Below are 23355 nucleotides of genomic sequence, written 5' to 3' on the forward strand. Positions count from 1 at the left end.
CCGGTGAGGCGGGCCGCGCGCCCGTGTGATCCACTCGAAGCGACGAGCCCGATCGGACAGCCCGGGGAGCGATGAGCGACCAGCCAGGAACGCCCGCGCAGGGTCCCGACGCGCGCCGGGACTCCCCTGCGCCGGGTCAGCAGGACTCCGAGCCGGTGCACCCCTGGCAGGGCGGCACCATGACCGGTCGCGGCGTGCCCGCGGACCGGTTCGCACCCGCACCGAGCTCGCCCGAGCAGTCGGCTCCCGAGCAGCCCCCGACCAACGGTCACCCGGCGGATCGGCTCGCGCCGCGTCCGCTGGAGCGCCCCGAGGTCGACCCCGCTCAGCAGCACGCCTTCGCCCGCCCGCGGGGCGTGTCCGGCAGCTTCGACCCCGACCAGCACGGCCTGCCCGCGCGCGGGATCGAGCAGGCACCGCCTCCGCCGGACGCGCTGGTGCAGGCCTTCGGCCGCCCGTCGCAGGACGGCGAGTCGCTGCAGCGCGCCCCGGGCGAGCAGCCGATGACACCGGAGACCGAGCCGGACCCGCCGCTGTGGCGGTCGGGTGATCAGGATCCGTGGCGGAACCCGGCGGCGGGCGCGATCCTCGGCCCGCCCGCGGTGCCCGAGCCGCAGTCGGACGACGACGGCGAGCGCGCGGCGGGCCCGCTGCTCAGCGCTCGCGAAGTGCTCTTCGGCCGTCGCGTGCACCCGCGCGCGCTGGCCATCCTCGGCGTGGTCGCGCTGCTGGTGGGCGTGGCGGGCGGCTTCCTCGGGCGGATCACCGCCGAGGAGGGGAACCCGCTGGTCAACCCGGACGTCACGCTCGCCGAGGTCGATCAGGGCGCGACCGACCGGCCGCGCGGATCGGTGTCGCAGGTGGCGCAGCGGGTGGTGCCCGCGGTGGTGTCCATCGAGGTCCGCATCGGCGGTCAGGGCGGTTCCGGATCGGGCGTGGTCATCGACGGCAACGGCTACGTGGTCACCAACAACCACGTGGTGTCGATGGCCGCCGACACCCCGAACGCGCAGGTCTCGACGGTCTTCCACGACGGCACCCGGGCTCCGGCCCGCGTCGTGGGCCGGGACGTCAAGACCGACCTGGCGGTGCTCAAGGTCGAGGTCTCCAACCCGACCGTCGCCCAGCTCGGCGACTCGGACAAGCTGAAGGTCGGCGACGACGTGATCGCCATCGGCTCGCCGCTGGGCCTGGCGGGCACCGTCACCACCGGCATCGTCAGCTCGGTGCACCGGCCGGTCCGGCTGGCCGGGGAGGGCACCGACACCAACGCCGTCATCGACGCGATCCAGACCGACGCGGCCATCAACCCGGGCAACTCGGGTGGCGCGCTGGTCGACGGGACGGGTGCGGTGGTCGGCATCAACAGCGCGATCCGCACGCTCGGCTCGGGCGGCGAGGGCGGTTCGATCGGTCTCGGGTTCGCGATCCCGATCGACGACGTCCGGCGGATCGCTCAGGAGCTGATCCGCACCGGCACCGTCCGGCACGCCGATCTCGGCGTCAACGCGAAGTCCGTGAGCGACGGGCTGGCCGACGGTGCGCAGGTGCAGAACGTGCAGGACGGCAGTTCCGCCGCAGGAGGCGGGATGGCCGAAGGAGACGTCATCATCAAGGTCGGCGACCGCAAGGTCGGCAGCGCCGACGAACTCATCGTGGCAGTGGACCGGCACCAGGTCGGCGAGCGCGTCCCCGTGACCGTGGTCCGGCAGGGCCGCGAGCTGGTGCTCGACGTGACGCTGAAATGACCGATCACATCGGCGTGAACGGCCGGACACCACTCGAGCACGGGGCGTGTTTCCGCCAGTTCCCGTACTCGATCCGTGTCACCCGGTCGGTACTCTGGTGCTGTCGGCAGCTCGGTGTCGGTCCCCGAGCCACGAGAATCCCAGAGGAGTCGAGAGGTGTTCGATAGCGTCGGCTGGCCCGAGCTCCTGGTTCTCGCCCTGGTCGGGCTGTTCGTGCTCGGCCCGGATCGGCTGCCGCAGGGCGCCGCGTGGCTGGGCAAGACGATCCGGCAGGTCAGGGAGTACGCGACCGGGGCCCGCGAGCAGATCCGCTCGGAGGTCGGCCCGGAGTTCGACGAGCTGAAGAAGCCGCTGGAAGAGCTCCGCAACGTCCGCAACTTCAACCCGAAGACCGCCGTCACCAAGCACCTGCTGGACGGCGAGAACCCGTTCGAGGAGTTCTCCAGGAACTCCTCCCCGCTCAACGGCCACACCCCGTCCACCAACGGCCACACCCCGGCGCCCACGCCGCCGAAGCCGGCCGAACGCCCCCTCGCCCCCGGCGAGCGTCCCCCGTACGACACGGACGCCACCTGACCTGGCTCTTCACCGGCATGACCGGTTCCGGCCGCAGGGGCACGCCCGTCACCTGACGCGGATTACGCCCGTATTCCACCACCGGAATACGGGCGTTTTCCGTCGCCACCCCGGATTGCGGCCGTATTCCGGGTCCGGATTGCGGCCGTATTCCGGGTTCCGATCAGCAGGGTGGTGCTGGTTGGCGGCGGGAGAAGGTGACCGCGAGGGCGGCGAGGGCGAGCCAGATGCCGAGGAGCAGGGTCATGCCGGGCCAGCCCCAGGCGCCGTAGGCCATGCCGCCGAGGACTCCGCCGACGCTGCTGCCGCCGTAGTAGGCGAGCTGGTAGAGCGCGGAGGCCTGGCCTCGGGCCTCCTTCGAGGCGCGGGTGCCGACCCAGCCGTTGGCGACCGAGTGGGCGCCGAAGAAGCCCCCGGTGAACACCACCAGGCCGATCAGGATCACCGGCACCGAGTCCGGCAGCATCAGCAGCAGTCCGGCGACCGCCACCGCGAGGCTGGTCAGCAGCACCCGCACGCGTCCCCAGCGGTCGGCGGCGCGCCCGGCCAGCGCCGAGGTGACCGTGCCCGCCGCGTAGGCGAGGAAGGCCAGCGCGGCCAGCGCCGGCGGGAGCAGCAGCGGCGGGGCGGTGATCCGGAACCCGAGCACGTTGTAGACCGTCACGAAGCTGCCCATGCCCAGCGCCGCGACCAGGTACGGCGGGTACAGCCCGGGGTCGCGCAGAGCGGCGCCCAGACCGCTGAGCAGCGGTCTCCAGCGCAGCGGTTTCCGCTGGTGGTGCTGCTCGGACGGCAGCAGGACGACGAACGCGACGGTGCACACCGCGCCCAGCAGGCCCACCGCGAGCACCCCGCCGGACCAGCCCCAGAAGTCGCCGACGATGCCGCCGAGCAGCCGTCCGGTCATGCCGCCGATGGTGGTGCCCGCGACGTAGAGCCCGACGGTGGCGCCCAGCCGCACGCCGCCGGTCTCGTCGGCGAGGTAGGCGGTGGCCACGGCGGCGAGCCCGGCCACGGCCGCGCCCTGCACCAGCCGCAGCCCCACCATCAGCGGGAACGAGTGCACCCACGGCAGCACGAGGCCGAGGAGTTCGGCGACGATCAGGCTGGTGATCATGGTGCGGCGGCGGCCGACCGCCTCCGACAGCGTGCCCAGCGGGATCGCCGAGACCGCCAGCCCGAGCGTCGCCGCCGACACCAGCAGCGCCGCCGAACCCGGGCTCAGCCCGTACTCGCCCGCCAGCTGCGGCAGCACCGGCTGCGGCGCGTAGAGCAGGGCGAACAGGGCCAGCGCGCCGAGCAGCAGCGCGATCCGAATTCTGCGCACACGTCCGGCCGACACCATGGTTTAGACGTTAAACACCACCGGATCACTCGCGCCCGGAGGCGTGCCGGTCGTCACCAGTGGCGCTCGACTCAGCTCAGGCCAGCCGGGCCGCCAGCTCCGCGAGGGTGCGGGCGGCGAAACCGGTGCCGCCGACGGTGACCTCCGCGTAGTCCTTGTCGGCCCGCGCGGGTCCGGCGATGTCCAGGTGGGCCCAGCGCACGCCCTCGGTGAACTCGCGCAGGAACAGCGCCGCGGTGACGCCGCCCGGCCCGGCCGGGGTCTGCTTGACGTCGGCGAGCGCGCCCTCGACGGCCGCGGCGTGGTCCTCCAGCAGCGGCATCCGCCACCAGGTCTCGCCGACCCGCTCGCCCGCTCCGGTGATCTGCTCGGCGAGCTCGTCGTCGGTGGCGAACAGGCCGCCGGTGCGCAGACCGAGCGCGACCTTCATCGCGCCGGTCAGGGTCGCGACGTCGACGAGCACGTCGGGCTGGAGCTTGTCGACGGCGTAGGCCATCGCGTCGGCCAGCACCATCCGCCCCTCGGCGTCGGTGTTGCCGACCTCGGTGGTCTTGCCGCCGTAGTGCCGCACCACGTCACCGGGCCGGTAGGCGGTGCCGGAGACGTGGTTCTCGGCGGCGGGCACCAGGCCGGTGACCTTGACCGGCAGGCCCAGCCGGGCGATCGCCAGCAGCGCGCCGATGACCGCCGCGCCACCGGACATGTCGGTGCGCATCAGGTGCATGCCCTCGGCGGGCTTGAGCGAGATGCCGCCGGTGTCGAAGGTGATGCCCTTGCCGACCAGCACCAGGTGCGGACCGGTCGCATCCTGCGGCCGGTAGTCGAGCTGCAGCAGCCGGGGCGGGCGGGACGAACCGCCGCCGACCGCGAGGATGCCGCCGAAACCGTTGTCGGCCAGCCACTTCTCGTCCCGGACGGTCGCGGTGAGGTTCGCGACCGGCCCGGCGAGCTCGGCGGCCACCCCGGTCAGCCAGGCCGGGTCCTTGACGTTGGAGGGCGCGTTGGCCAGGTCGCGCGCCAGCGCGGTGGCGGCCGCGAGTTCGCGGGCGCGGCGCACCGGCTCGCGCAGCGCGGCGACGTCGGCGCCCTCCGGGGCGACCAGCAGGACCTTGCGCAGGCGCGCCGGCGCGGGCTCACCGGTGACCTTGAACCGGTAGCCGCCCAGCGCGAGCCCGAGGGTGAGCTCGCCGATCAGCTCGTCACCGGCGTCGTCGGGCAACCGGACCTGCAGGTAGTCGGCGTCGGAGGCGTCGCCGAGGTCCCCGGGTTCGGAGTCGGCGTCGCCCGCACCGGTCAGCTTCTCGCGCACCGCGCGGGCCAGGCCCGCACCCGCGGCACGCCACTGCGCCGGCTCACCGGACCCGACGCCGACGAGCCAGCCGATGTCGCCGGAGCGCAGCGGGAACGCCTTCGCGTCCCCGGCCGAGGCGGAAGCGCCGAGCGCGGTGAGCACCTCCGCGTCCACAGAGAACCGTTCGGCCGCAGCGGCCAGGTCCGGGCCGGACTCGCCGTCGAAGACCGCCGTCGCGCCCGGCACTCCGTCCCGCCACCGCTGCACCACGTCCACTTCGACCAGAGCGGTCGGGACCACGGGCAGCTCGGGCTCCACGCCGCGAGCGGGCTGGCCGCCGCGGGAGGACGGGGCGGAACGGAACACGGAGGCACCGGGCACGAGAAGACCTTCCTGCACGGACTGGCCGTGCGAACTCGAACTGGGGCGCCGACGAGAGACCCCGGCACCGCGCTCGGCACCGGGGCCCGACGAGCGCGCTCGTCGCTCGTCGACGTGATTTTCAGTTGTCGCCTCGACCGGGAGGCGCCGCGACCGGCATCGGCCCGGCGGGCAGCGCGTCCCGATCCGCCTGGCGGCCTCAGCCGGTGGCCGACTCCAGCGCGTCGCCCAGGTTCTTGGCCTCCTCGAGCGACATCTCGACGACGAGCCGCCCACCACCCTCAAGCGGGACGCGCATCACGATGCCGCGTCCCTCCTTAGCCACCTCGAGGGGACCGTCACCGGTCCGGGGCTTCATGGCCGCCATAGCGTGCTCCCTCCGTGAAATCTTCCCCCGCTGGTCGCCACAACCAGTTCGGGTCCACCCCCATTCTCCCCCATCCCGAGGCGTGGACGAAACCGAACCGATCAACTCGTGTCGCCCGTGCGCTGGTCGAATATCGCCGACGGCTGGCAGACTCACCGTTCGTGTGGGGTGTTTCGGCGCCGTTCGGCACATCGCGGACACCGTCCGCGATCACCGTGCGGAGCAGATCCACTCCGGCGTGTCACCGACATCACGGCGGCCGTCCCGGCGACCAGCGGGGACACCGTCCAACCGGGACGGCGCGCCGGCCGCGCGGTCCACTGTGGAGGTGTTCGCGCGTCCCGCCGCAACGGACGTCAAGGCAAGGAGCTGGGAGTGACCGACGTACTGCTGACCGAGGACACCGCTGGTGTGCGGCTGCTCACGTTGAACCGCCCCGAGTCGTTCAACTCGCTCAACATCGAGCTCAAGCAGGCGCTGCTGACGGCCCTGCGGGAAGCCGCGGCGGACGACTCGGTGCGCGCGCTGGTGATCACCGGCGCGGGGAAGGCGTTCTGCGCGGGGCAGGACCTCAAGGAGCACATCGAGCTCCTCTCCAGCGGTGACCCGAGCCCGCTGAAGACCGTCGAGGAGCACTACAACCCGATCACCAAGGCGCTGGCCACCATGCCCAAGCCGGTGATCGCCGCCGTCAACGGCACCGCGGCGGGCGCGGGCGCCTCGATCGCCTACGCCAGCGACCTGCGGATCGCCGCGACCGGCTCGAAGTTCCTGATGGCCTTCGCCAACGTCGGCCTGTCGACGGACTCCGGCGCGTCCTGGACGCTGCCGCGGCTGATCGGCTACGGCCGCGCGATGGAGATGCTGCTGCTGGCCCAGCCGGTGCAGGCCGACGAGGCGCTGCGGATCGGCATGGTCAACCAGGTCGTCGACGACGCCCTGAGCGTGGCGATGGAGCTGGCCACCCGGATGGCCTCCGGCCCGACCTTCGCCTACGCCCGCATCAAGGAAGCCGTCCAGGCGGCCTCCGCCGAAGCCCTCGACGAAGCCCTCGCGGTCGAAGCGGGCGCCCAGAACGAAGCAGGCCTCACCGAGGACCACAAGGAAGCGGTCGCCGCCTTCGTCGACAAGCGCACCCCCCACTTCACCGGCCGCTGACCGACCACCCCCGACAAAACCTGCGGTATTCGACCGGTCGAAAACCGCAGGTTTTGTCGGGTCAAAAACCGCAGGTTTTGTCGGGTCGAATACCGCAGGTTTTGACCCTGGATCAGGCGCGCCAGCAGTGCTGGAGGTGGTCGTCGACCATGCCCGTGGCTTGCATGAGGGCGTAGCAGGTGGTGGGGCCAACGAAGACGAAGCCGCGGCGTTTGAGGTCCTTGGCCATGGCCTTGGACTCGTCGGTGACGGCGGGGACGTCGCCGAGCTTGGCCGGGCGTTCGGATTCCGGCCTGCGGGGTGGGGCGAAGGACCAGAGGAGGTCGTCGAGCGGGACGTCGAGGTCCAGGACCGCGCGGGCGTTGGTGATGGCGGCGTCGATCTTGGCGCGGTTGCGGACGATCGAGGCGTCGGCGAGCAGCCGCTGCCGGTCGTCCTCGCCGAAGGCCGCGACCGTCTCGGGGTCGAAACCGGCGAAGGCCTCGCGGAACGCGGGCCGCTTGCGCAGGATCGTCAGCCACGACAGGCCGGACTGGAACGACTCCAGGGTGATCCGCTCGTAGAGCTCGGGGACCCCGCGCAGCGCGACTCCCCACTCCTGGTCGTGGTAGGCGGCGTAGTCGGGTTGCGCGGCGCCCCACGGGCACCGGGCGCGGCCGTCCTCGCCGATGACCACGGATCCGTCACTCATCCTCGGCACCGCCCCGGGCGCGCGCCTTGTCGAGCTCCTGCCCGGCGACGTCGAGCTGGCGCTCGAGGACCGCGATGCGGCCGTGCAGCTCGTCGAGCTCGCCGGCGAGCCGGTCCAGCACCCAGTCCACCTCGGTGACCTTGTAGCCCCGCAGGACCTGCTGGAACCGGACCGCGCGCACGTCGGAACCCTCGACGTCGGACGAGGGAAGCCGGGTGGGCGTGGAGCCGGGCGGCAGCGGCGCGAGCTGCTCGCCCCGGCCGAACACCAGCGAAGCCAGCAGGTACACGACGGCCGCGACCGCCAGCACCACGAACACGTAGATGAGCGCACTAGCCACGGAGCAATCGTGGCACGCCCCACCGACCGCCGAGCAGACGCCCGGAGCCGCGAGGTGTGCAAACCGCCCTCGCGGCCGCGAACGATCAGGTCTTGGCAGGAGCCGCGAGGACTCCTTCGATGGCGTGGGTGAATTCTCGCCAGGCGCGGCGTTCCGCCTGGAGTGTTTGGGTGCCCGCCTGGGTGAGCCGGTACGTGCGCCGCTGGCGGCCGCCAACGGTGCTCCAGGTGCTCTGCACGAATCCGGCTCGCTCGAGTCTGCGCAGCGCCGGGTAGACCGTTCCCGTGGGCAGGTCCAGAGCGCCACCACTGCGTTCCTGCAAAGCCTCGATGATCGCGTAACCGTGCAACGCCCTGCCGTCTAGGGTGGCCAGGAGCAGGGCGTCCAGGTGGCCGCGGAGCGCATCAGCCTTCACAGGTAGCGACTCTACGGATATTTCCGCGCAGTGTCACCGCCTCCACACAAGAGGACCAAGGTCCTTTCCCGATCAGGACCCCCATGATGTGAGTCACAGCATCTTGAGTCGGCCGATCGGGTGGTCTGACCCCGAACGGACGCTCACGATCGGCTGAATCGAGCACACTCGGGGATCGTGAAGCGGAGGAGGACCTTCCTCTGCGAATCCCCGACCAGGAGCCGATCCCCCGTGCCCGATCGCGAAGCGGAAACGACCAACGGCGCCGGCCTGCTCGACCGGGCCGCCCCGGCCACCCCGACCCCGCGGGCCACCGACCAGAGCGACCGCCAGGCCGCCCTCGATCAGATCCGCGTCTACCTGAACTCGCTGGTCGACGTCCTCGACCAGCACCCCGTGCCCAGCCTGGACCTGGACGAGGCCTCGTGGCGGCTCGCCGAGATCGTCGACGAGCTGGCCGTGGAGCGGCCCAGCCCGCCGCGCGTGCAGTCGCGCTGGATCCGGCTCGAACCGGTCCTGCGCGAGGTCCGCCCCGACATCCCGTTCCCCGCGCTCACCCACCTCATCCGCACCGCGCTCGGCGTGGCCTGATCAGGCCAGACCGCGCAGCACCTGGTCCGGCTGCCGGGTGCCCGCGATGCCGGCGACCATGTCGACGACCCGGCGGGTCTCGCGCACCTGGTGCGCGCGGAAGACGCGGGCGCCCTGCCACGCGGCCACGGCCGTCGCGGCCAGGGTGCCCTCCAGCCGTTCGGTGACCTCGGTGCCGAGGGTTTCGCCGACGAAGTCCTTGTTCGACAGCGCCATCAGCACCGGCCACCCGGTGGCGACCAGCTCGTCCGCCCGGCGCAGCAGCGCCAGCCCGTGCCAGGTGTTCTTGCCGAAGTCGTGCGTCGGGTCGATGAGCACGCCCTCGGCGGGAACGCCCAGTGCCACCATCCGCTCGGCCCGCTCGACGAGCTCCGCGGTCACCTCGGCGACCACGTCGGCGTAGCGGGAGCGGTAGGCGTCGGTGCGCGGGGCGAGCCCGCCGGTGTGCGAGCAGACGACCCCGACCCGGTGCTCGGCGGCGACCTCCGCCAGCTTCGGGTCGGCGCCCGCCCAGGTGTCGTTGAGCAGGTCGGCACCGGCCTCGCAGACCTGGGCGGCGACCTCGTGCCGCCAGGTGTCGACGCTGATCACCAGGTTCGGGTGCCGCTCGCGGACCGCGGTCACGAACGGCACCACCCGGGCCGCCTCGTCGTCGGCGTCGACGCGTTCGCCCTGCGCACCGGCGCGGACACCGCCGATGTCGACGATGTCCGCCCCGTCGGCGACCGCCCGGTCGACCGCGGCCAGCGCGGCGTCGGCGGCGAACGTGCGGCCGCGGTCGAAGAACGAGTCGCGGGTCCGGTTGACGATGCCCATCACCAGCGGCCGGTCCGACGGCATCTCCTTGTCCCGGAACCGCAGGGGTCGTGCGCTCATGCGACCAGGGCGTCCAGCGCTTCGTCGACGTCGGCGGTCACGGTCAGCACGTCGAGCGAGCGCTGCGACGCGAAACCGGTCTCCACCAGGCCGTTGAGCCAGTCCAGCAGGCCCTGGAAGTGGCCGTCCGGGTCGAGCAGCACCACCGGCTTGGCGTGCATCCCGAGGTAGCGGGCGGTCCAGATCTCGAAGAGCTCCTCGCAGGTGCCGATGCCGCCGGGCAGCGTCAGGAACGCGTTGGCGTGGGCGTCCATCAGGCCCTTGCGCTCGCGCATGGTGTCGACGACCAGCAGCTCGTCGGAGTCGGTGTCACCGACCTCGCGGTCGACCAGGGCGCGCGGGATGACGCCGATGGTGCGCCCGCCGTCGGCGCGGGCCGCGCGGGCGATCTCGCCCATCATCGAGACCTTGCCGCCGCCGGAGACCAGCGTCCAGCCGCGCTTGGCGATCTTGCGGCCCACCTCGGCGGCCAGGTCCAGGTAGTGCTGCGGCACCGGCCCGGACGCGCAGTAGACGCAGACCGATACGTCCGCCGAAGGGGTGTTCAATGCGTCGCCTCCCACGCCTCGTAGGCCTCCTGCACGATCGACACCGCGTCGTCGATGTCGTCGGTGACGTGCAGCAGCGCCATGTCCTTCTCGCCGATCTTGCCGCCCTCGAGCATCCGGTCCCGGATCCAGTCGTAGAGGCCCTGCCAGTAGTCGCTGCCGAACAGCACGACCGGGAACTTCGTGACCTTCTTCGTCTGCACCAGGGTCAGCGACTCGAACAGCTCGTCCATCGTGCCGAAACCGCCGGGCAGGCAGATGAAGGCCTGCGCGTACTTCATGAACATCGTCTTGCGGACGAAGAAGTACCGGAAGTTGACGCCCAGGTCCACCCACGGGTTCAGGCCCTGCTCGAACGGCAGCTCGATGCCCAGTCCGATGGATAGCCCGCCGGCTTCCGAGGCGCCGCGGTTGACGGCTTCCATCGTGCCGGGGCCGCCGCCGGTGATGGCCGCGCAGCCGATCTCGGCCAGCGCCCTGCCCAGGGCGACGCCGGTGGCGTACTCGGGGTGCTCGCGCGGGGTGCGGGCGGAGCCGAAGACGGTGACCGCGCGCGGCACCTCGGCCAGCGCGCCGAAGCCCTCGACGAACTCGGCCTGGATGCGCAGCACCCGCCACGGATCGGTGTGCACCCAGTCGGAGGGGCCTCTGGAGTCCAGCAGGCGCTGATCGGTGGTGGTCGGCTCGCTCAGTCTCGAGCGGCGCAGCACCACGGGTCCGCGTTGCTTCTCGTGCGGGCGCTCCGCGCCGTTGGGTTCACCCCACTGGCCATCGACTGTCATGCCGTCGAGCGTACGCAGCCGCCGATCGTTCTCCGAGTCGCCCCGCCGCTGTACGCGGACGGTGAAATGCCTGTTCACGGGGGATTCACAGGGCCGTATCGCGGCGTACGATACGAAGAAAAGATCTAGCGGCGCCGGCGACGCGAGCCGGGCGCCATCCGCAGATCCGCTCCTGATCTACGCAGGCGCTCAGCGCCGTCGGGCCGTTCCCCCACGAGCCCGGGAGCCGATCATGCTCATCGAACTGCTCATCGCAATCCTCGTGCTCGGTGCCATCTACGTCGCCTCGAGCGTCAAGATCATCAAGCAGTACGAGCGGGGCGTGGTGTTCCGCTTCGGACGGCTGCAGGAGCTCACCCGCGGCCCCGGCATCACCATGATCGTTCCCGCGGTGGACCACCTGCGGAAGGTCAACCTCCAGATCGTCACGATGCCGGTGCCCGCGCAGGAGGGCATCACCCGCGACAACGTCACCGTCCGGGTCGACGCGGTCGTGTACTTCAGGGTCGAGGACGCAGCGCGGGCCGTGGTCAACGTCGAGGACTACCTGTTCGCGATGGGCCAGCTCGCCCAGACCTCGCTGCGGTCGATCATCGGCAAGAGCGACCTCGACGACCTGCTGTCCAACCGCGAGCGCCTCAACCAGGGGCTGGAGCTGATGATCGACAGCCCGGCGCTGGAGTGGGGCGTGCACATCGACCGGGTGGAGATCAAGGACGTCTCGCTGCCGGAGTCGATGAAGCGCTCCATCGCCCGCCAGGCCGAGGCCGAGCGGGAGCGCCGTTCGCGGGTGATCTCCGCCGACGGCGAGTTCCAGGCCTCCCGCAAGCTCTCCGACGCGGCCCGCGTCATGTCCGACACCCCCGCCGCGCTCCAGCTGCGCCTGCTGGAAACGGTCGTCGAGGTAGCGGCCGAGAAGAACTCCACGCTGGTCCTACCGTTCCCGGTAGAACTCCTCCAATTCGTCGACAAGATCCAACAACAGAGCACCCAACAGGCTTCCAGCGAGACCCCCACGAAGTCCCAACCCCAGAACGAACCCCAACAACTCACCGAACCCGACCCCGAACCCCAGGAACTCACCGAAGCCGAACGCCAAGCCGCCGAACTCCCACCCGAAACCACGCCCACCCCGGCCCTCCCCCAGCAAAGAGCCACCGAAGAACCCACCGACGCAGAGGTCCTCGGCACCGCCTAACCCCTCCCGCCCCGCAGGGGGTCCCCGATTACTCCGGTAATCCGACACCCGATTCCGGCGGTATTCGGGGACCCGATTACTCCGGTAATCCGGTACCTGAATACGGCGGTATTCCGTGCACGACACGGATTACTGCCGTAATCGGGGGACGGATTACCGGAGTATTCGGGGACCTCCCGGGCGGGGTGGGTCAGGTGAGGAAGCGGTGGAGGGTGGTGGCGCAGTGGCGGATCTCCGCCGTGCGGACGTGTTCCTGCTGGGTGTGGGCGAGGGTGGGGTTGCCGGGGCCGAAGTTGACCGCGGGGAGGCCGCGGGCCGCGAAGCGGGCGACGTCGGTCCAGCCGAGCTTGGCGACCGGTTCGGCACCGGAGGCCTCGACGAGTTCGGCGGCGGCCGGTGACGTCAGGCCCGGCAGGGCACCGGCCGAGAGGTCGGTGACCACGACCTCGTAGCCCGAGAACAGCTCCCGCAGCTCGGCTTCGGCCCGCTCGGCGGACTTGTCGGGCGCGAAGCGGTGGTTGATCGTGACCACGCACTCGTCCGGCACGACGTTGCCCGCCACACCGCCGGTGATCTTCACCGCCTGCAGCCCTTCCCGGTACTGGAGGCCGTCGATCACCGGGTTGCGCGGCTCGTACTCCGCCAGCCGCCGCAGGATCGACTGCGCGGCGTGGATCGCGTTCTCCCCCATCCACGCGCGCGCCGTGTGCGCGCGCGTGCCGGTGGTGCGGACCTCGACGCGGATCGTGCCCTGGCAGCCCGCCTCGATCGACGCGTTCGACGGCTCGCACACCACCGCCAGGTCCCCGTCGAGCCATTCCGGCAGCTCGCGCTCGATGCGGCCGAGACCGTTGCGCTCGGCCTCGATCTCCTCGCAGTCGTAGAACACGAACGTCAGGTCGTGGCGCGGTTCGGTGAGCGTGGCGGCCAGGTTCAGCATCACCGCGTCGCCGCTCTTCATGTCGGTGGTGCCGCAGCCGTGCAGCAGCTCGTCGTCGCCGGAACCGGTGCGGTGCGACGGCAGGTTGTCGTTGACCGGCACGGTGTCGAGGTGCCCGGCGAGCACCACGCGCGCGTCGCGGCCGAGGTTCGTGCGCGCCAGCACGGCTTCACCGTTGCGGACGACCTCCAGGTGCGGCGCCTGCGCACGCAGCGCCTGCTCGACGGCGTCGGCGATGGTCTTCTCCGAGCCGGAGACGCTGGGGATGTCGACCAGCGCGGCGGTCAGCTCGACGGGGTCCGAGGTGAGGTCCAACGAAGCGGTCACGCCCGGCAGGCTACTCGGGTGACCTGCGCGACCTGCATCGGTGGGAACCGAATCGCCCGACTCGCCATCACAGTCGAGATCAGCGGGCTAGGCTCCCGCATCGGACCGGGCGGCGCGGAGGCGGACATGGGGTACAGGGCGGAACCGGAGGCGCTGCGCGCCGCGGGCCGGAAGGCGGTGCTGGCCGGCGAGCAGGCCGAGCAGGTCCGGCTCGGCGACCCGGCTCTCGACATCGCCGAGGCGATGCCCGGCGGCAAGAGCGAGGACGCGGCCAAGCGGGTCGCGCAGAGCTGGCAGCGCACCCTCAAGACCTGGGGCGGCGACGCCCGCGACCACGGCGAGGCGCTGGCCGGCGCCGCCGACGAGTACGAGCGCGGCGACCGCGAGAACGCCCGCGGCATCGACGCGGCGGGGCGGTGAACGACGTGGTCAGCTACGCCGACGTGCGCCGCTGGAAGCCCGAGCAGCTCGACGCCGTGCACCAGCAGCTCGGCAACCGCCGCGACGACCTGGTCAACCTGCAGGACGAGCTCGACGCCTCCCGCAACCCCGACGGCTGGAACGGCGACGCCGCCCAGCGCTCCGCCGAGCAGCACCGCGAGCTCGTGGAGCGGATGCGTTCGCTGGTCGCCGAGGTCGCCACGGTCCGCGCTGCCGTCGCCACCGCCGCCGACGAGGTCACCGCGATCAAGCGCCGGGTGGAGATGGCCGACCGGGAGGCCGAGGGCCACGGCTTCCAGATCACCGAGGAAGGCGGCGTCCGCGACGTCAAGCCACCGGAGAACGTGCCGGCCGGCGAGGCGGAACAGGTCCGCGCGCAACGCATCCGGGTCCGCGACGACCTGGTCGACGAGATCGAGAAGATCCTCGACCAGGCAGAAGCCACCGACGCGGCCCTCGCCGAAGCCCTCGACGCGGCCGACGAGGACGAAGTCCGAGCAGGCGCGGGCACCACCCTGGCCAGCGCGGCGAAGACCGAAGATCTGACCGCGCTCGCCGACTCCGCCGGTCAACCACCGCACAACACCGCGAAGGCCAACGCGGCGTGGTGGAAGTCCCTGTCGGACGAGCAGCGCTCGGCGCTCCGCGAGAACCCACCACCGTGGCTCGGCAACCGCGACGGCATCCCCGCCGTCGTCCGGGACGAGGCCAACCGCGCGAACTTCGACAAGACCCGCTCCCAGCTGCGCGACGAACGAAACCGACTGGCGCAGGGTGGGATCAGCGAGGACGAGCAGGCCGAAGCCGACCAGCTCGACGCGAAGCTCAAGGACCTCGATGCCGTCGAGGACACGATCGCCCGGGACAACCGGCAGCTGCTCGTCCTCGACGCGAGCGGCGAGCGGGTGAAAACGGCTGTCGCCGTCGGAGACGTGGACACCGCCGACCACGTCTCGGTGTTCACGCCCGGCTTCACCACCACTGCCGCGGACAGCCTCAAGGGGGCCGACGCCGAGACCCAGAACCTGGTGGCCGAGTCGCAGCGGGAGATGATGCGCGCCGGCAAGGACGGCGAGGTCGCGGGCGTGTTCTGGCTGGGTTACGAGGCCCCTCAGACGGACGAAACCGCGGATGTGACCGGCGATTCCGTGGTCAGCTCGGAATCGGCGAAGGAAGGTGGGGAGAAGCTCAACGAGTTCTACAAGGGCATCAACAGCTCCCGCGACACAGACCCGCACCTGACCGCCATCGGCCACTCCTACGGCTCCACGACCACCGGCTACGCGTTGCAGGGAGGCGGGCACGGCGTGGATGACGCGATCATCTACGGCTCCCCCGGCGTGGGCACCAACGACATCGAGGACCTGCACGTCCCGGAGGGCCACACCTACCGGTTGGAGGCCAAGGACGACTTCGTCGCAGACCTGTCCCGGTTCGGCGGCGACCCGTCGCACATGGACGGGTTCACCGATCTGTCGACGGAGAAGTCCGACGAAGGCGCGCAGGTCACCGGGCACAGCGACTACCTCCACCCGGACACGACGAGCCAGCACAACATCGCCTCGGTGGTGGGTGGCGTGCCGGAGAACGCGGTGGAGGGCAAGACCGACGGCGTCGGCGATGCCCTGTCCTACGTCCCCCACCAGGTGCAGGAAGGCGCTTCGGCTGTGCACGACTGGGGCAGCGACCGCATTGCCGACGTCAAGGACCTGTTCTCATGAGGCGACTCGCACCACTGATCCTGGCCGCCGCGCTCCTGACGGGGTGCGCGGGACAGCCCGACGGGGGAAGCATGGAAGACCAGCTCAACGCACTGCGGCAGCGTCCCACCTTGGGAGAGGTCACCGCCGACTACGACCGGATGCAGCAGGAGCTCCGAGAGCGGTTGGTGGCCGAGCTGGGGCTGCCGGAGTTCAGCGACAAGGGCAACACGGGCCAGTCCGCCTGCACGGACTTCGCCGACGTGCCCGGCGCCGAGCAGCGCACTCTCGCGACGTGGATGCAGGAAGGTGGCATCCCGGACGAGAAGTGGGAGCGGGCGCTGCAGATCGCCACCGAGGTGGGCAGCACGCGCGGGTTCACCGAACTGCACGTGGTGACCGACCGCCCCGGCGACCACAAGATCGAGCTGCACAACTCCTACGGAGCGAAGCTCCAACTGGGTTCGGCCGCCAACACCGTCCTGAGCGTCCGCACCGGGTGTCATCTGGTGGTGAAGGGATGAGCGACGTGGACACCAGCGGGCGGACCGCTGCGGTGATCTTCGCCGTGATCGCCACCCTCGCGGCGTTCCCCGCGATCTGGTTCACCGGCGTGATCGGCGTCTTCGCCGCGTCCGTCCCGTGCGATTCCGGCTCGTCGGGCACCTGCCTCCCGGTCGGGGTCGCTGCGATCGTGGCCGTGCTGGTCCTGCTCGCCGCGCCGATCCTGCTGTGGATCAGGGTGGTCCGGCCCGGCTCGACCGGGGGCGCGGTGGCGACGGGGTTGATCACCCTGATCGTCGCCCCGCTGCTGGCCTTGGGGGCGATGAGCCTCGGTCTGGCCATCTGAGAGCGGCATCACACGTCCGTGGCGTCGTCCCGTCACGGCTCCGTGACAGCGGTCCGGCATCATCCGAAGACGTCCGCTAAGACGTGTGTCTCTGACGGGGGTACCGGTGTTGGACCCGCGAAGTGCGCTGCAGCAGCGACCGAGCATCGAGCAGATCATCGCGCAGTACGACCAGATGCAGGACCGGCTGCGCGACCTCCTCGACCGGCTGGTCGGACCGCTCAGGTGGGCGGTGTCGGCGCCGGAGACGAGAGTGGACTGCACCGAGTTCGCCGGGTCGGACGCCGAGAGCCGGGTGTTGCAGTCGTGGCGGGCGGCGCAGCCGATCGCCGACCGCGACTGGCCGAGCGCGGTGTCCATCGTCCGGTCCATCACCGCCGAGTACGGCTTCGGCGAGCCGGAGATCATCGTCAACCGGACCGGCGACCACGAGGTCACCGGCAACGACGGCTACGGCGCCGTCTACACCTTCGGGACCGCGAAGGCGACGATCCTGACGCTGACCACGGGATGCCACCTGCCGAGCGCCCTGAAGTCCTGACCCCGTGCGGGCCGAGCGGGGTGTTGCCGATTACCGTTTTGGGCATGAGCGCGAACATCCCCGACCCGCAGACCACGGGTGCCCACGGCGTGGGTCTGGCGACCGTGACCGACGACGGCACGGTTCTCGACACCTGGTTCCCCACCGTCAAGCTCAGCGAGTCCGGCGAGTCCGGCACGACGAAGCTGACCGCCGAGCAGGCCGCCGAGTCCCTCGGCGAGGCCGGTGTCGCGCTGCTCGGGCGGGATGACGCCCGCGGCGTCGAGGTCATCGCGGTCCGCGTCGACATCGCCAAGCTGGCCGACGCCCCGGCCGACGCGCACGACGTCTACCTGCGGCTCCACCTGCTCTCGCACCGCCTGGTGCGCCCGCACGGGGTGAGCCTGGACGGCCAGTTCGGCCTGCTCGCCAACGTCGTGTGGACCAACCACGGGCCGTGCCCGGTGGAGGGCTTCGAGGCGACCCGGCTGCGGCTGCGGGCGCGCGGTCCGGTGACCGTGTACAGCGTCGACAAGTTCCCGCGCATGGTCGACTACGTGGTGCCCTCCGGCGTCCGCATCGGCGACGCGGACCGGGTCCGGCTGGGCGCGCACCTGGCCAGCGGCACGACCGTGATGCACGAGGGCTTCGTGAACTTCAACGCCGGGACGCTGGGCGCCTCGATGGTCGAGGGCCGCATCTCGGCCGGTGTCGTGGTCGGCGACGGCTCCGACGTCGGCGGCGGCGCGTCGATCATGGGCACGCTGTCGGGCGGCGGCAAGGAGGTCATCTCCATCGGCGAGCGCTGCCTGATCGGCGCCAACGGCGGCATCGGCATCTCGCTGGGCGACGACTGCGTCGTCGAGGCGGGCCTGTACGTCACGGCCGGCACCAAGATCACGCTGCCGGACGGCACGCTGACCAAGGCCTCCGAGGTCTCGGGCAACGACGGCCTGCTGTTCCGCCGCAACTCCACGACCGGCGCGGTCGAGGTCGTCAACAAGACCGGCGGCAAGGTCGAGCTCAACGCCGCCCTGCACGCCAACGACTGATCATCCGCTAGCTCGCGAGGGCCCCTTCCGCCGCAGGTGGGAGGGGCCCTTCGGGTTGATTTTGGCCCGTTCGGAGCAAGCCTCGGGGTGAGTTGTCCGGTTTAGCATGGGGGATGGCTGCTACCCGGCTTCTCGAGGACGTGCTCGCCGCCGAGCCGGTCGAGGTGGGGCGCAAGGCCCCGATCGCGGCTCACGTTCGCGCCGGGCTGGACCAGCGGTTGCGGGCGCTGCGCGCGCACGAGGCCGGGACTCGGGTCGGGGAAGATCCCGAGGAGCTGCACCAGATGCGGGTGTCGGTCCGGCGGATGCGGGCGATGCTGCGCTCGGCGAGGCCGTTCCTGGACCGGGAGGAGTCCGAGCCGCTGCGCGCCGAGCTGGGCTGGCTGGGCAGGGCTCTGGGCCCGGTCCGGGACCTGGACGTGCTGCTGGAACGGCTCCGGGCGGAGTCGGCCGACCTGCCGGAGTCCGAGCGCGGCGCCGCGGAACGGCTCATCTCGGGGCTGGACGGCGACTACCTGCGGGCCCGGGACGACATGCTGGCGGCGTTGGACAGCGACCGCTACGACGAGCTGCTGGAACGACTCGCCCGGGCGACGCGGGAACTTCCCGGCCGGGATTCCGGTGCGGACGCGGCGGCCCAGCTGCGCAAGCTGGTGCGGCGCGAGTTCCGCAAGCTGGGCAAGGCCGTCGGCGCGCTGCCCGCCGAACCCGCCGACGCCGAGCTGCACGCGCTGCGCATCGACGGCAAGCGGCTCCGCTACACCGCGGAGCTCGCCGAACCGCTGCTCGGCGCCCCGGTGAAGCGGCTGATCAAGGCCACGAAGGGCTTCCAGGACGTCCTCGGGGAGCACCAGGACGCGTGCGTGGCCGAGGAGCGGATCCGCGCGCTGCTCGACGGTCTCGGGCCGCGCCCGGACGCCTCGATCGCCTTCGCGGCAGGGCGGCTGGTGGAGCGCGAGGAGTTCCGCAAGGCGGACCGCCGTGCGCGGTGGCCCGAGTCCTGGGAGGCGCTCAGCTCCGCCGGGGACGCGGTGTGAGGACAGTTTTAGCCATAATTGACCGGACAAAAGGGACTTCGATCATGGTCAATTATGGCTAAAACTGTCGGGATCAAGCACCCAACCGCTTCGCCGCGGCCGCGATCCGCTCATCGGTCGCGGTGAGCGCGATGCGCACGTGACGGCCGCCGTCGGGGCCGTAGAACGTGCCCGGCGCGGCGAGGATGCCGCGCTCGGCGAGCCACTCCACGGTCGCCCAGGCGTCCTCACCCCGGGTCGACCAAAGGTACAGCCCCGCCTGGGAGTGCTCGATGGTGAACCCGGCGGCCTCCAACGCGGGCCGCAGCACGGCGCGGCGCGCGGCGTAGAGCTCGCGCTGGGCGGCGACGTGCTCGTCGTCGTGCAGGGCGGCGGTGACCGCCTCCTGCACCGGGCGCGGGACGATCATGCCCGCGTGCTTGCGCAGCTCCAGCAGCCGCGCGACCAGCACCGGGTCACCGGTGACGAACCCGGCGCGGTACCCGGCCAGGTTCGACGACTTCGACAGCGAGTGCACCGCCAGCAGGCCGTCGCGCGCGGCGCCGACCGAGGGGTGCAGCATAGAGACCGGCTCGGCGTCCCAGCCCAGCGCCAGGTAGCACTCGTCGGAGGCCACCGCGGCGCCCATGTCCTGGGCGGCGCGCACCATCCGGCCGAGCTCGTCGGCGGTGAGCACGCGGCCGGTCGGGTTGGACGGCGAGTTCAGCCAGAGCAGCCGGGTGCCCGCGGGCGGCAGCTCACCGGGGGCGAGCCGGACCACCTCGGCACCGGCGATCTTGGCCCCGACCTCGTAGGTCGGGTAGGCCAGGTCCGGGATGGCGACGACGTCGCCGGGACGCACGCCCAGCAGCGTCGGCAACCAGGCCACCAGCTCCTTGGAACCGATGGTCGGCAGCACCGCGTCCGGCTCCAGGCCGGTGATCCCGTAGCGCCTGCGCAGCGACGCCACGGCCGCCTCGCGCAGCTCGGCCGTGCCGTGCGTGGCCGGGTAGCCCGGCACGTCGGCGACGGACGACAACGCCTCCTGGAGCTTCGCCGGAACCGGGTCGACCGGCGTGCCCACGGACAGATCGACGATGCCGTCCGGGTGAGCCTGCGCGGTCGCCTTGTGCGGCGCCAGCGAGTCCCAGGGGAAGTCGGGAAGCCGGGGCCCGGGCGTCGCTGCGCCCGGGCCGGTCGTGGAACTCATTCGCCCTGAGGCGGCAGGCTCGTGACGGGCTCGACGTCCTTGTTGACCTTGCCCACCTTCGCAGCACCGCCCGGCGAACCGAGGTCGTCGAAGAAGTCCACGTTCGCCTTCGTGTAGGCGGTCCACTCGTCCGGGACGTCGTCCTCGTAGTAGATGGCCTCGACCGGGCAGACCGGCTCGCAGGCACCGCAGTCGACGCACTCATCGGGGTGGATGTAGAGCATCCGCCCGCCCTCGTAGATGCAGTCGACAGGGCACTCCTCGATGCATGCCTTGTCGAGCACGTCCACGCACGGCTCGGCGATCACGTAGGTCACGGTTGCACTCCAGCTCGAAGCGTTGTCCAACTCGCGCGCAGGAATCTCCTGCCGCGACTGCTGACAGTATCTCGCGCACCCCCGCGAGCGGGTAACTGGTCCCACAGCTCGGGAGTCCCGACGACTCTACTTCGATCGAGTTAACGGCGTAAACCGTTCCGGCTCAGCCACTCCGCGCCCTTCCGGCCGATGCGCTTGAGCGCCGAGCGTTCCCCCAGGTAACCGCCGACGACGCCGACGACCGGCAGGTTCCCGATCAGCTGGTGGTGCAGACGTCCCTGCGGCCGCTTGTCGAGCTCCGAATCGATTTCCCAGAGCGCACGTGCCATCCGCCACACCGTGCGCACCACGGCCTTCACGGTCGCTTTACCGTGCTTGCGCTTCGCGGCGTCGAGGTCCTCGGTGAGCTCCCGCGCCTGCTCGTCGTCGGCGGCGGTGCCGGCGGCCAGCTCGGGGCTGATCTCGCGCCCCAGCAGCACCTCGGCGATGAGCCGCACCTTCACGGCCGGGTCGGTGACCTCGTGCTCACCGGCGATCGCGCACAGCACGAGGCTCTGCCCGGTGATCCCGAGCGCGTTGCGCAGCGGCAGCCGCGAGGTGATCGCCCCGCCGAACCGGGGCAGCCCGGCGGCCAGCGCCAGGAACCGCCCCACCCGCAGCGTCCACCAGTCGCAGCGCTCGTCGACGCTCATCGAGTCCCAGGTGGAGCTGCCGGGCAGCTGCATCGAGTCGAGCTGCCGGAGCAGCTTGTTCACGGCCCCGTCGCCGAGCGCCTCGATCTCCCGCCCCCGCAACCGCACGGGGTCGGCCTCCCGCAACGCGCTCAGCACCGGCGACGCCGCCCGCACGAACGGCCGCAGCACCCCCGCGATCCGCTCGTCGGTCAACACCTCGGTCATGCACCCATTCTGCAGACCCCCACGTCGAGAACCGCAACATTCGCCGTGTCGAAAACCCCGGTTTTCATCGCGTCGAAAACCCCGGTTTTCGTCGCGCGAATGTTGCGGTTTTCGACGGCCCTGGGGTGGGCCGGGCGTGTTGGGGAGGTCAGGGGGCGGGTTTGGCGAGGACCATGCCGAGCATCATGGCGCTGGGCAGGGCGCCGCCCGCGATGAACAGCAGGGTGCGCCAGTCGCTGCCCATGAGGACCACGTCGCCGCCGGGTCCGAGGACGCCGAAGATCAGCACCACCGCGAACCAGAGGACGAGCGGGGCGCCGGCGACGCGGCGGCTGCGCGAGATGCGGCCCGCGGCGGCGACCAGCAGCGGTGTGGTCACCGCGGCCACGGCGGCGGTGATCGGGAACTGCACGGAGCCGATGTAGAGCGGCAGGAACATCAGTTCCAGGATCGCCAGCAGCACCGCGTCGAGCAGCAGGAATCCGAACACCACGGCGTCGGAGCGGGTCACCGCTCCCCCACCGGTTCGGTGCCGCTCACCCCGAGCCCGCCGAACAGGTCCGCTTCGCAGCCCTCGGACGGGCCGGTGGCGAGCACGTAGTGCTCGGTGGTCACGATCGGGTGGGCGACGCCGTTGGACAGCGCGTAGGAGGCGACGCCGTCGCCGTTGCGCCACTGCTCGACCCAGACCTTGACCTGGGTGCCGTGCGCCCGCAGCGCGCTGATCTTGGCGGGCAGGTGCTCGGCGATGTCGATGACGGTGGTGATGGTCTCGTCGGCGACGCTGGCCAGCTCGTGCGGTTCGGGCAGGTCGAACGGCAGGTCGTCGGCCCGGGCGAGGTCGGCGAGCCCGGCGGCGAGCGCGTCGCGCGAGGGCACCGCGTAGAACAGCCGCTCCACGTCCGGCACCCGCTCGACGGCGGCCCGGGTGATCTCGTGGGCGCGGATGTGGTCGGGGTGGCCGTAGCCGCCGTCTTCCGCGTAGGTCACGACGACCTGCGGTTTCACCTCGTCGAGGATGTCGGCGAGCGCCGCGGTCTGCGGCTCGGGGTCGCCGACGGCGAAGGCCCGCGGGTGCGCGTCGGGGCGGGAGGTCGCCTGCCCGGGCTGCTCCCAGAGCATCCCGGAGTCGCGCCACCGGCCGACACCACCGAGGAACCGCTGGTCGGCGACGCGCAACGCGGCGCAGGCCGAGCGAAGCTCACCAACCCGGTAACCACCGAGCTGGTCGGCCTGCTCGGACACCAACCCCTGCAAGCTCTCCGGGATGACCTCGCCCTCCTCGCCGAGCGTGCAGGTCACCACGAACACCTGCACCCCCCGCGCCGCGTAGCGGGCGATGGTCCCACCGGTCCACAAGGTCTCGTCATCAGGATGCGCATGTACCAGCAGCAACCGAGGTGGAGCCGTCAGCGTCACCACCCCAGCCTAATCGAGACAGCACAACCCCCAACCAACCACCGTCAGGCAACCGCCGAAGGCGGTTTCGAACCGCCCAAGCAACCCAACCCAACCACCGTCAGGCAAGCGCCGAAGGCGCTTTCTCACTACCCCACCTGAGCAACCCGCACCGCCGCGGGTTCTGACACGTCTTCTGGGGAGGACAGCCGACGCGCCGTGTATTGGCATACATAAGCCTCGGATCCCGGAGCCAGAAGGCGTGTCAGGTTCCGCTACCCGCACCGCCAAGCAAAGGGACCACAGAGTAGTTGTCAGTAGACAAGACCCCTGACCACCAGCAACAACACGCGAAAAAGGAACCACAGGACGACAAAA

27 protein-coding genes are annotated in these 23355 nt (G+C 71.3%); 12 read left to right on the forward strand and 15 right to left on the reverse strand.

Features of this window, described 5'->3' with window-relative positions:
• The first annotated feature begins 71 nt into the window (after nucleotides 1-71).
• The gene (locus BM424_RS08085; RefSeq protein ID WP_245775704.1) at nucleotides 72-1748 is read left to right on the forward strand and encodes a S1C family serine protease; all 1677 of its coding nucleotides are present in this window, start codon (nucleotides 72-74) and stop codon (nucleotides 1746-1748) included.
• Nucleotides 1749-1904: 156 nt separating this feature from the next.
• Entirely contained in the window at nucleotides 1905-2324 is a 420-nt protein-coding gene (tatB, locus tag BM424_RS08090) for a Sec-independent protein translocase protein TatB (protein ID WP_093415049.1), read from the forward strand.
• Nucleotides 2325-2487: 163 nt separating this feature from the next.
• Here tatB and BM424_RS08095 read toward each other — a convergent pair whose 3' ends face one another.
• The 3 genes from BM424_RS08095 to BM424_RS08105 form a co-directional block, all read right to left on the reverse strand.
• Nucleotides 2488-3651 (reverse strand): MFS transporter, encoded by a 1164-nt coding sequence (locus BM424_RS08095; RefSeq protein ID WP_245775705.1) that lies wholly within the window; start codon nucleotides 3649-3651, stop codon nucleotides 2488-2490.
• A gap of 94 nt (nucleotides 3652-3745) precedes the next feature.
• The gene (locus BM424_RS08100) at nucleotides 3746-5278 is read right to left on the reverse strand and encodes a leucyl aminopeptidase family protein (protein WP_425441991.1); all 1533 of its coding nucleotides are present in this window, start codon (nucleotides 5276-5278) and stop codon (nucleotides 3746-3748) included.
• A 262-nt stretch (nucleotides 5279-5540) separates the two neighbouring features.
• Nucleotides 5541-5708: a DUF3117 domain-containing protein gene (locus BM424_RS08105; RefSeq protein WP_093415050.1), complete on the reverse strand. Its 168-nt coding sequence runs from the start codon at nucleotides 5706-5708 to the stop codon at nucleotides 5541-5543.
• 375 nt (nucleotides 5709-6083) lie between these two features.
• Between BM424_RS08105 and BM424_RS08110 the strand changes: the two genes are divergently transcribed.
• Nucleotides 6084-6866, forward strand: coding sequence for an enoyl-CoA hydratase-related protein (locus BM424_RS08110; RefSeq protein ID WP_093415051.1), 783 nt, complete (start codon nucleotides 6084-6086; stop codon nucleotides 6864-6866).
• A 112-nt stretch (nucleotides 6867-6978) separates the two neighbouring features.
• On the opposite strand, the gene BM424_RS08115 is transcribed toward BM424_RS08110, so the two are convergent.
• From BM424_RS08115 to BM424_RS08125, 3 genes are all read right to left on the reverse strand, one after another.
• Nucleotides 6979-7557, reverse strand: a complete 579-nt coding sequence (locus tag BM424_RS08115; RefSeq protein ID WP_093415053.1) for a DNA-3-methyladenine glycosylase I — start codon at nucleotides 7555-7557, stop codon at nucleotides 6979-6981.
• On the reverse strand, nucleotides 7550-7897 hold the full coding sequence (locus BM424_RS08120) for a DivIVA domain-containing protein (RefSeq protein ID WP_093415054.1): 348 nt from the start codon (nucleotides 7895-7897) through the stop codon (nucleotides 7550-7552). Before BM424_RS08120 ends, BM424_RS08115 begins: the two co-directional genes overlap by 8 nt.
• A gap of 85 nt (nucleotides 7898-7982) precedes the next feature.
• Nucleotides 7983-8312: a PadR family transcriptional regulator gene (locus BM424_RS08125; RefSeq protein WP_093415056.1), complete on the reverse strand. Its 330-nt coding sequence runs from the start codon at nucleotides 8310-8312 to the stop codon at nucleotides 7983-7985.
• 231 nt (nucleotides 8313-8543) lie between these two features.
• Here BM424_RS08125 and BM424_RS08130 point away from each other — a divergent pair, with 231 nt between their 5' ends.
• Nucleotides 8544-8903, forward strand: coding sequence for a hypothetical protein (locus BM424_RS08130; RefSeq protein WP_093415057.1), 360 nt, complete (start codon nucleotides 8544-8546; stop codon nucleotides 8901-8903).
• On the opposite strand, the gene folP is transcribed toward BM424_RS08130, so the two are convergent.
• From folP to BM424_RS08145, 3 genes are read right to left on the reverse strand one after another with little or no spacing between them, the layout of a single operon-like run.
• Nucleotides 8904-9779, reverse strand: coding sequence for a dihydropteroate synthase (gene folP, locus BM424_RS08135; RefSeq protein ID WP_093415059.1), 876 nt, complete (start codon nucleotides 9777-9779; stop codon nucleotides 8904-8906).
• Nucleotides 9776-10327 (reverse strand): LOG family protein, encoded by a 552-nt coding sequence (locus BM424_RS08140; RefSeq protein WP_093415060.1) that lies wholly within the window; start codon nucleotides 10325-10327, stop codon nucleotides 9776-9778. The genes folP and BM424_RS08140 overlap by 4 nt, the downstream gene beginning before the upstream one ends.
• The gene (locus tag BM424_RS08145) at nucleotides 10324-11109 is read right to left on the reverse strand and encodes an LOG family protein (RefSeq protein WP_093415062.1); all 786 of its coding nucleotides are present in this window, start codon (nucleotides 11107-11109) and stop codon (nucleotides 10324-10326) included. The genes BM424_RS08140 and BM424_RS08145 overlap by 4 nt, the downstream gene beginning before the upstream one ends.
• Before the next feature lie 232 nt (nucleotides 11110-11341).
• Between BM424_RS08145 and BM424_RS08150 the strand changes: the two genes are divergently transcribed.
• The gene (locus BM424_RS08150) at nucleotides 11342-12307 is read left to right on the forward strand and encodes a slipin family protein (RefSeq protein ID WP_093415063.1); all 966 of its coding nucleotides are present in this window, start codon (nucleotides 11342-11344) and stop codon (nucleotides 12305-12307) included.
• A 190-nt stretch (nucleotides 12308-12497) separates the two neighbouring features.
• On the opposite strand, the gene dapE is transcribed toward BM424_RS08150, so the two are convergent.
• On the reverse strand, nucleotides 12498-13574 hold the full coding sequence (gene dapE, locus BM424_RS08155; protein WP_093415064.1) for a succinyl-diaminopimelate desuccinylase: 1077 nt from the start codon (nucleotides 13572-13574) through the stop codon (nucleotides 12498-12500).
• Nucleotides 13575-13700: 126 nt separating this feature from the next.
• Between dapE and BM424_RS08160 the strand changes: the two genes are divergently transcribed.
• The 7 genes from BM424_RS08160 (at nucleotide 13701) to BM424_RS08190 (ending at nucleotide 19174) form a co-directional block, all read left to right on the forward strand.
• Nucleotides 13701-13994 (forward strand): hypothetical protein, encoded by a 294-nt coding sequence (locus BM424_RS08160; protein WP_139274026.1) that lies wholly within the window; start codon nucleotides 13701-13703, stop codon nucleotides 13992-13994.
• A complete protein-coding gene (locus BM424_RS08165; RefSeq protein ID WP_245775707.1) occupies nucleotides 13991-15736 on the forward strand; it encodes an alpha/beta hydrolase in 1746 nt (581 codons plus the stop codon). Before BM424_RS08160 ends, BM424_RS08165 begins: the two co-directional genes overlap by 4 nt.
• On the forward strand, nucleotides 15733-16239 hold the full coding sequence (locus BM424_RS08170; RefSeq protein WP_093415067.1) for an LppA family lipoprotein: 507 nt from the start codon (nucleotides 15733-15735) through the stop codon (nucleotides 16237-16239). Before BM424_RS08165 ends, BM424_RS08170 begins: the two co-directional genes overlap by 4 nt.
• Nucleotides 16236-16565 carry a hypothetical protein gene (locus BM424_RS08175; RefSeq protein ID WP_093415069.1) on the forward strand — a complete coding sequence of 110 codons (330 nt, stop codon included), beginning with the start codon at nucleotides 16236-16238 and terminating at the stop codon, nucleotides 16563-16565. Before BM424_RS08170 ends, BM424_RS08175 begins: the two co-directional genes overlap by 4 nt.
• Nucleotides 16566-16671: 106 nt before the next feature.
• Nucleotides 16672-17106, forward strand: a complete 435-nt coding sequence (locus BM424_RS08180; protein ID WP_093415070.1) for an LppA family lipoprotein — start codon at nucleotides 16672-16674, stop codon at nucleotides 17104-17106.
• A gap of 44 nt (nucleotides 17107-17150) precedes the next feature.
• Nucleotides 17151-18137 (forward strand): 2,3,4,5-tetrahydropyridine-2,6-dicarboxylate N-succinyltransferase, encoded by a 987-nt coding sequence (dapD, locus tag BM424_RS08185; protein ID WP_093415071.1) that lies wholly within the window; start codon nucleotides 17151-17153, stop codon nucleotides 18135-18137.
• Between the two features lie 113 nt (nucleotides 18138-18250).
• Complete coding sequence (locus BM424_RS08190) at nucleotides 18251-19174, forward strand: CHAD domain-containing protein (RefSeq protein WP_093415073.1); 924 nt, start codon at nucleotides 18251-18253, stop codon at nucleotides 19172-19174.
• 73 nt (nucleotides 19175-19247) lie between these two features.
• Here the strand turns inward: BM424_RS08190 and dapC are convergent, their stop codons facing one another.
• The 5 genes from dapC to mshB all read right to left on the reverse strand — a co-directional run bounded on the left by dapC (nucleotide 19248) and on the right by mshB (nucleotide 22998).
• Nucleotides 19248-20363, reverse strand: a complete 1116-nt coding sequence (gene dapC, locus BM424_RS08195; RefSeq protein WP_093415074.1) for a succinyldiaminopimelate transaminase — start codon at nucleotides 20361-20363, stop codon at nucleotides 19248-19250.
• Nucleotides 20360-20680 (reverse strand): ferredoxin, encoded by a 321-nt coding sequence (gene fdxA, locus BM424_RS08200; RefSeq protein ID WP_093415076.1) that lies wholly within the window; start codon nucleotides 20678-20680, stop codon nucleotides 20360-20362. The genes dapC and fdxA overlap by 4 nt, the downstream gene beginning before the upstream one ends.
• Before the next feature lie 140 nt (nucleotides 20681-20820).
• A complete protein-coding gene (locus tag BM424_RS08205) occupies nucleotides 20821-21579 on the reverse strand; it encodes a hypothetical protein (protein WP_093415077.1) in 759 nt (252 codons plus the stop codon).
• A 148-nt stretch (nucleotides 21580-21727) separates the two neighbouring features.
• Nucleotides 21728-22090 carry a hypothetical protein gene (locus BM424_RS08210; RefSeq protein ID WP_093415079.1) on the reverse strand — a complete coding sequence of 121 codons (363 nt, stop codon included), beginning with the start codon at nucleotides 22088-22090 and terminating at the stop codon, nucleotides 21728-21730.
• A complete protein-coding gene (gene mshB, locus BM424_RS08215; protein ID WP_093415701.1) occupies nucleotides 22087-22998 on the reverse strand; it encodes an N-acetyl-1-D-myo-inositol-2-amino-2-deoxy-alpha-D-glucopyranoside deacetylase in 912 nt (303 codons plus the stop codon). Before mshB ends, BM424_RS08210 begins: the two co-directional genes overlap by 4 nt.
• Nucleotides 22999-23355 lie beyond the last annotated feature (357 nt).

Origin of the sequence: Saccharopolyspora flava (genome assembly GCF_900116135.1) — a bacterium.
Lineage (GTDB): Bacteria > Actinomycetota > Actinomycetes > Mycobacteriales > Pseudonocardiaceae > Saccharopolyspora > Saccharopolyspora flava.